Raw genomic sequence first — 6,129 nt, 5'->3', positions numbered from 1 at the left:
GCGGAGAATGATCCGGGATTGGCCAGCTCCGACCATGTCCAACGGATCACGCGCCGGCCCGTGGCCCGAATCCTGTCCTCCCGGCGTTTCTCGTCGGTGAGGGCCTCGGCTGGGGTCCGGCCCCGGAGGTACTCCGCGTTGCGGTACTTCACCAGGCCGTCGAACTCTCCGCAAAGCTGATCATCGGGCCAGTCAAAGTCAGTGAACGCCACCAGCCCCCGGGCATCACGAACTTCGACCTGGAGGAGCGGGATCCGGAAGCCGAGCCGGTACATCAGAGCGCGGCTCACCGATTCTCCAGGGGAGCCGGATGCAGGATCAGCAAACTGCAGGGCGGTCCGGATCCGCCGGGCCGCGGCTGCCGTGTAGTTGCCGCCAATGCCGGCGTCGAGTTCCCCGCGGCTGAGCGGTGCCAGGTTGCCAGGCCGCGGCCCCAGGACATGGTCGAATACTGCGACGCCCTGCTCAAACGATTCGAAGGCGGCCAGGTCCAGTGCTGTCCGGACACGGTCTGTGACCAGGAGCCCGTGACGTTCCTCGATCTGCACCGAGCCCAAATCGACCAGATGCCGGCGGACCCCGGCGCGCGAGCGCCCGCCGCCGCCGTCGGACGTGCAGGCATGCACCAGATGGCTGTGGCCCAGAACCGGCATGTCCCACAGCACAGCGGAGGACTGGCGGCAGAAGACGGTCCGGCTCCGCAATGTGGAAGCAGCCGCCCGGATGAGGACCCGATTCCTGTCCCACGGCGGCAGCGCCTCCCACTCGTGGGCCCGGACGTACACTCCCTGCCTGATGCGCCGGAGCTGCCCGGCTTTCGCCTGCCGTGCAAGGCCCCGTGCGTCCTGGCCGAGGCGCGCGAGGTCGCTGCTGAGAATCAGTCGGGGTAGGTCCATGCCCCGATGCTGGCCCGCGCTGCGGGGCCGGACAACCACCGGCGGGGCGGATGTGGAAAACTACTCCGCTGCGGCTTCGGACCGGCGCGCAGCTATGGGAACCGCGCGCCGCGGATCCGCGCTGCATCTGTCCGATTCCGCCGCGGTGGTCCGAATCCGCCCCGAGAACGCCGCGAGAACGCCGTGGAGCGGTGCGTCGTCAGACGCCCAGCGATTCCTTCAGCGACGCCACGTGGCCCTGGGCTTTGACCTGGTACTGCGCCAGTTTGACCTTGCCCTCGGGGTCCAGCACCACGGTGGAGCGGACGATGCCCTCGGTGACCTCGCCGTGGACCAGCTTCTCGCCCCACGCGCCGTAGGCGAGGGCCACGGCGTGGTCCTCGTCGGCCAGGAGCGGGAAGGTCAGGGCGAAGTCGCCGGTGAAATGGGCCAGGGCATCGGGGGCATCGGGGGAGATGCCCAGGACCTCGTAGCCGGAGCCCTGCAGGGACGCGAGGTTGTCGCGGAAATCGCACGCCTCGGTGGTGCAGCCGGGGGTTGCCGCCTGCGGGTAGAAGTACACAATGACGTTCTTGCCGCGGTAGTCGGCCAGGGCAACCGGCTTGCCTTCGGCGTCAGGCAGGGTGAAATCCGGGGCCGGGGTGCCCGGCTGAAGCTTGACGGTCATGTTTGCGCTCATGATGATCCTTCGGGGGTGGACAACGGGTCTGTGATGCACAACATCGTGGATCGAGGCTGTATTCCGCCGCCTGGGTCTGGCAAGGACCCGTCCGGGGCGGCTTTGGCAGGCTTGGGGCCGACAGGTTTTTCATAGCTCCGGCATAGCTGCCGTAGCTAGATGAAGTCATTATGGAACAGCGAAATCCACAGCAGCGACGATTTGGATTCGGGAGCACTTCCGGCCGCGGGCGCGTCGAGTGACCGTCCGGCCACGGGCCTTGATGGGTGCGGTCTGTGCAGCAGTGCTCGCGGTCGTCCTGACCGCAGGTATCTATTCCTTTGCGCAAGCCCGCTTGACGGCGGCGAATCCCACGGCGGCGAATCCCACGACGACGTCGGCCGCGCCGTCTGCCGCGACGACGGCTGAGGCCGGTGCTTCGCCGTCAGCCAGTCTCAATCCGGCGGTCCCGGCGGTCCCGGCGTCGAGCGCGGTGGACGCTGCCCTGGATGCGCGCATCAAGGCCATTCTCGATGCCAACAGCCAGTTCCAGATCGGCGTGGCGCTGGTCGACCTCGCCCAGGACCCCGGCGCCGCGGACGTCCACGAATACGGGGTCCGGGAGGAGTTCGTGGCGGCGAGCACCGCCAAAGTGCTGGCCGCGGCGGCTTACTACCACCTGGTCGAAACCGGGGGGCCAGCCTCGATGACCCTTTAGGGAGCTACACCGCCGGCTTCCAGCTCCGGGAGATGATCCAGCAGAGCGACAACGACTCGTGGTCGCTGATCATGGATGCCGTGGGCCACGAGGAGCTGACGGAGTACGCGGCATCGCTGGGCGTGAGCTATGACCCGGAAATCAACACGCTGACACCGGCGGAAATGGCGACGATCCTGGCGGGGGTCTACTCCGGGACGCTCCTGAACGCCGGGGACACCGCCGAGCTGTTGTCCTATATGCAGGACACCAACTACGAAACGCTCATTCCCGCCGCCGTTCCGGAAGGGATCACGGTCTTCCACAAGTACGGGCTCCTGGGCGGTGAGCTGCACGACGCCGGCATCCTCGCCCGGGACGGCACCGCATACGCGCTGGTCATCTACACCAAGGGCCAGGACCTGAGCGACGTCCCGGAACGCACTGAAGTGATCCATCAGCTGACGCAGGCGGTGGCGGGCGCCCTCTTCTAGGCCGTTTCCAGCCCGCTTCTAGGCCGTTTCCAGCCCGCGCATGTCCGGGTCCGCCCGCATGGCGTCCGAGCCCCTAGATGCCAAGCTCCTCCCGCAGCGCCCGCACGTGGCCCTGCGGACTGACGTGGTATTGCGCCAAGACCACGTTGCCATCGGGACCGACAACCACGGTGGACCGGACCGTGCCTTCGCGGACCTCGCCGTCCATCAGCTTCTCGCCCCAGGCGCCGTACGCGAGGGCCACAGCGTGGTCTTCGTCCGCGAGCAGGGGGAACGTGAGCGCATGCTCCGCGGCAAAGGCGGACAGGGCCTCCCGGGCGTCGGGTGAGATGCCAAGGACCTCGAAGCCTGCGCAGTGGAGGGCAGCGAGGCTGTCTCGGAAGTCGCAAGCCTCGGTGGTGCACCCGGGAGTGGCTGCGCGGGGGTAGAAGTAGATGATGACGCTTTTGCCGCGATAATCGGCCAGGGAGATCCGGCGGCCCGCAGCATCTGGCAGCGTGAACCCGGGTGCTGGATCTTCGCTGTGCAGCTTAGTGATGGCGTGCAGCTTGGTGGTGACGGTGGATTGCATGCAGTTCCTTCGATCGAGGGTCGGGATGGTTGTGGCAGCGGAGCTCAGATGCTGTATTCCGCTGGTCCGCGGACCGTCGCCCGCGGACCGGGGACGAAGCGGTAGCCGCCGCTGCGGACGGTGACGACGGCGTGCCGGCAGCCCTTGAGTTTCCGGCGCAACCGGCCGACGTACACGTCGATGGACCGGGTTGCCGCGCCCGGGGTGTCGAACGCGTCGAGGCAAAGCTGCAGCTCCTGCCGGCTTACCGTGCGGGAGCAGTTCTGCACGAGACATCTCAGAAGCGTGAACTCCAGATCCGTCAGGGGCACCCGCTCTCCATCCAGCCTGGCGTCTCCGGCCGCGAGGTCGACGGCGAGCCGGCTGATGCTGCCGGGGACGGGCTCCAGGCCCGCCCCGCCGGTGTCCCCGGCGGGATCTGCTGTTCCCGCCGGGGCGCCGTCGTCTCCGGGGGACCGGACGACGGCGGATGTTGCGGCTCCGGCGGCGGGCCTAAAGTGGACTTCCGCCTCCGGGGCACATCTGAGGGCGCGGCCGAGCACGAGTTCGGCCGCGCGGGCCAGGCACACCGGGTCAACGTCGGAGTCGTCCGGCACCGTGACCCAGACCGCCAGTCCCTTGGCGGTGAGGCCGGCCTGCCGTGCCTGCCCGTTATTCCGGGCCCGTCCGTGAACGGCGGGTGGGGTGCCGGCCACGGCCGCCTGGCTCACACGCCGCCGCGGCGGATCAGCTTGCCGGCCGGGGTCCGGCCGTCGATCAGGGTGCCGCGGAGGTAGGTCTGCCGGACGACGCCGGAAAGCGCCTTGCCGTCATACGGGGTGATGGGGTTCTTGTGCTTGAGCTTGGAAACATCCACAACGAAAGCCTCGTCCGGGGCAAATACGGCGAGGTCGGCGTCGTATCCCGGCGCCAGTTGGCCTTTATTGCCCAGGCCGGCGAGTTGGGCCGGCTTTGCCGCCATCCACGAGAGAACCTGCTCGAGCGGGATGCCGCGGTGCCGGGCCTCGGTCCAGATCAGCGACAGGCCCAACTGCAGCGAGGAGACGCCGCCCCAGGCCACGGCGAAGTCACCGTTTTCCAAGTCCTTCAGGTCCAGGGTGGACGGGGAGTGGTCCGAGACGATGCAGTCGATGGTGCCGTCCTGCAGGCCGGCCCACAGCAGTTCGCGGTTGGAGGCTTCGCGGATCGGCGGGCAGCACTTGTAGGCTGTGGCGCCGTTCGGGATTTCCTCGGCCGTCAGCGTCAGGTAGTGCGGGCACGTTTCCACGGTGAGGCGAACGCCGTCGCGCTTGGCGGTGGCGATCATGGGGAGCGCGTCGGAGGAGGAAAGGTGTAGGATGTGGGCGCGGGCTCCGGTCCAGCGGGCCCGTTCGATGACCTCGGCGACTGCCTTGTTCTCGGCCCCGCGCGGGCGGGAGGCCAGGAACGTGGAGTAGTGGTCGCCGCCGGGGTGGGGCGCGTGGTCGATCGCGTGGGAGTCCTCGGCGTGGACGATCATGAGCGAATCGAAGGACTTGAGCTCGGCCATGTCCTGTTCCATTTCGTCCGCTTCCAAGTGCGGGAACTCGTCCACGCCGGAGTGCAGCAGGAAGCATTTGAAGCCGAAAACGCCCTCGTCGTGCAGCGGCCGCAGTTCGTTCTTGTTGCCCGGGACGGCTCCGCCCCAGAAGCCGACGTCCACGAACACCTGGTCCCCGGCCACCTCCCGCTTGAGTTTCAGGGCCTCCACGGTAGTGGTGGGCGGGATGCTGTTCAACGGCATGTCAATGATGGTGGTGACGCCGCCGGCCGCTGCCGCCCGGGTGGCGGACGCGAATCCCTCCCACTCGGTCCGGCCGGGCTCATTGACGTGCACGTGGGTGTCCACGAGGCCCGGCAGGAGGGTCTCGTCGTCGGCGAGTTCAATGACTTCACGGCCGGAGAGGCCGTTGCCCAGCGGCTCGATCGCGACAATCACGCCGCCGCGGATGCCGACTTCCCGGGCGGCGATGCCGGCGGTGGTCAGCACCCGCTGCCCGCGGAAGACGACGTCGTAGGTTTCTTCAGACACTGAGGGTCTCCTTTCCCGGAGCACTGTCCAGGGCGCGGGCGCCCTGCGCGGAGTGCGCCACGTTGGCCAATTGCTCGCCGAGTTGCCGTCCGAGGCGCTCCAGCAGCGCCGCGGCGTCGGCTATACATGTGTCTACATTGCTTTCCAGCTCCGTCAAAGCGTGGACTGCGAGGAACCCGGAACTGCTGATCTGCTCCGGGGTCAGGACGGACCGGCCGCACACCGCGACCACCGGAACCTTGGCGCGGCGCGCCGCCCGGGCAACGCCCACCGGAGTCTTGCCCAGCAGGGTCTGTTCGTCGAGGCTGCCTTCGCCGGTGATCACCAGATCCGCGCCGGCCAGCCGCTCGGCCAGCCCGGTGAATTCGAGGACGACGTCGATGCCGGGCCGGCGGGTCGCGGCCAGTACCGCGATGGCTGCGTAGCCCACGCCGCCGGCAGCCCCGGCACCCGGAGCGTCCGCAGCCTTCCGCGCGCGGGGCCCGATTTCGGCGCAGAGCACGTTCACAAAGCGGGCCAGGGCGGCGTCGAGGGCTGCTACGTCCTCGGGGGTGGCGCCCTTCTGCGGACCGAAGATCGCAGCGGCGCCTTGGGCACCAAGCAACGGGTTGTCGACGTCGCTGGCGAGTACGAAGCGTGCGCCGTCCAGGCGGGAATCGAAGCCGGAGAAGTCGATCCAGTCCAGCCGGGCCAGGGCCGCACCGCCGGGCGGAAGTTCGTTGCCGTCGGCGTCGAGGAGCTTGGCACCGAGTCCCTGCAGGAC

Annotated in this window: 8 protein-coding genes; 2 read left to right on the top strand and 6 right to left on the bottom strand. The window is 68.5% G+C overall.

All coding sequences use genetic code 11. The features are described from left to right. Positions 1-896 (bottom strand): hypothetical protein (locus LQV45_RS15785; protein WP_230007854.1); only part of this gene is annotated, 896 nt, incomplete at its 3' end. Positions 897-1,095: 199 nt separating this feature from the next. Beyond that, entirely contained in the window at positions 1,096-1,575 is a 480-nt protein-coding gene (gene bcp, locus LQV45_RS15780; RefSeq protein ID WP_230007853.1) for a thioredoxin-dependent thiol peroxidase, read from the bottom strand. 283 nt (positions 1,576-1,858) lie between these two features. Here bcp and LQV45_RS15775 point away from each other — a divergent pair, with 283 nt between their 5' ends. Together LQV45_RS15775 and LQV45_RS15770 are read left to right on the top strand one after the other, a co-directional pair. After that, on the top strand, positions 1,859-2,272 hold the full coding sequence (locus LQV45_RS15775; protein WP_230007852.1) for a hypothetical protein: 414 nt from the start codon (positions 1,859-1,861) through the stop codon (positions 2,270-2,272). A gap of 32 nt (positions 2,273-2,304) precedes the next feature. Further along, on the top strand, positions 2,305-2,745 hold the full coding sequence (locus tag LQV45_RS15770) for a serine hydrolase (RefSeq protein WP_230007851.1): 441 nt from the start codon (positions 2,305-2,307) through the stop codon (positions 2,743-2,745). A 73-nt stretch (positions 2,746-2,818) separates the two neighbouring features. On the opposite strand, the gene LQV45_RS15765 is transcribed toward LQV45_RS15770, so the two are convergent. The 4 genes from LQV45_RS15765 to LQV45_RS15750 form a co-directional block, all read right to left on the bottom strand. Beyond that, on the bottom strand, positions 2,819-3,316 hold the full coding sequence (locus LQV45_RS15765; protein WP_230007850.1) for a peroxiredoxin: 498 nt from the start codon (positions 3,314-3,316) through the stop codon (positions 2,819-2,821). Between the two features lie 44 nt (positions 3,317-3,360). Then, the gene (locus tag LQV45_RS15760) at positions 3,361-4,011 is read right to left on the bottom strand and encodes a winged helix-turn-helix domain-containing protein (protein WP_230007849.1); all 651 of its coding nucleotides are present in this window, start codon (positions 4,009-4,011) and stop codon (positions 3,361-3,363) included. Between the two features lie 11 nt (positions 4,012-4,022). Then, positions 4,023-5,366 (bottom strand): allantoinase AllB, encoded by a 1,344-nt coding sequence (gene allB, locus LQV45_RS15755; RefSeq protein ID WP_230007848.1) that lies wholly within the window; start codon positions 5,364-5,366, stop codon positions 4,023-4,025. Then, positions 5,359-6,129: glycerate kinase (locus LQV45_RS15750; RefSeq protein WP_230007847.1), on the bottom strand; the 771-nt coding region annotated here is incomplete at its 5' end. The genes LQV45_RS15750 and allB, both read right to left, overlap by 8 nt.

The organism is Microbacterium sp. Bi128 (assembly GCF_918698205.1).
Note: the sequence above shows the minus strand (reverse complement) of the source record. Positions and strands in the feature narration are given on the sequence as shown.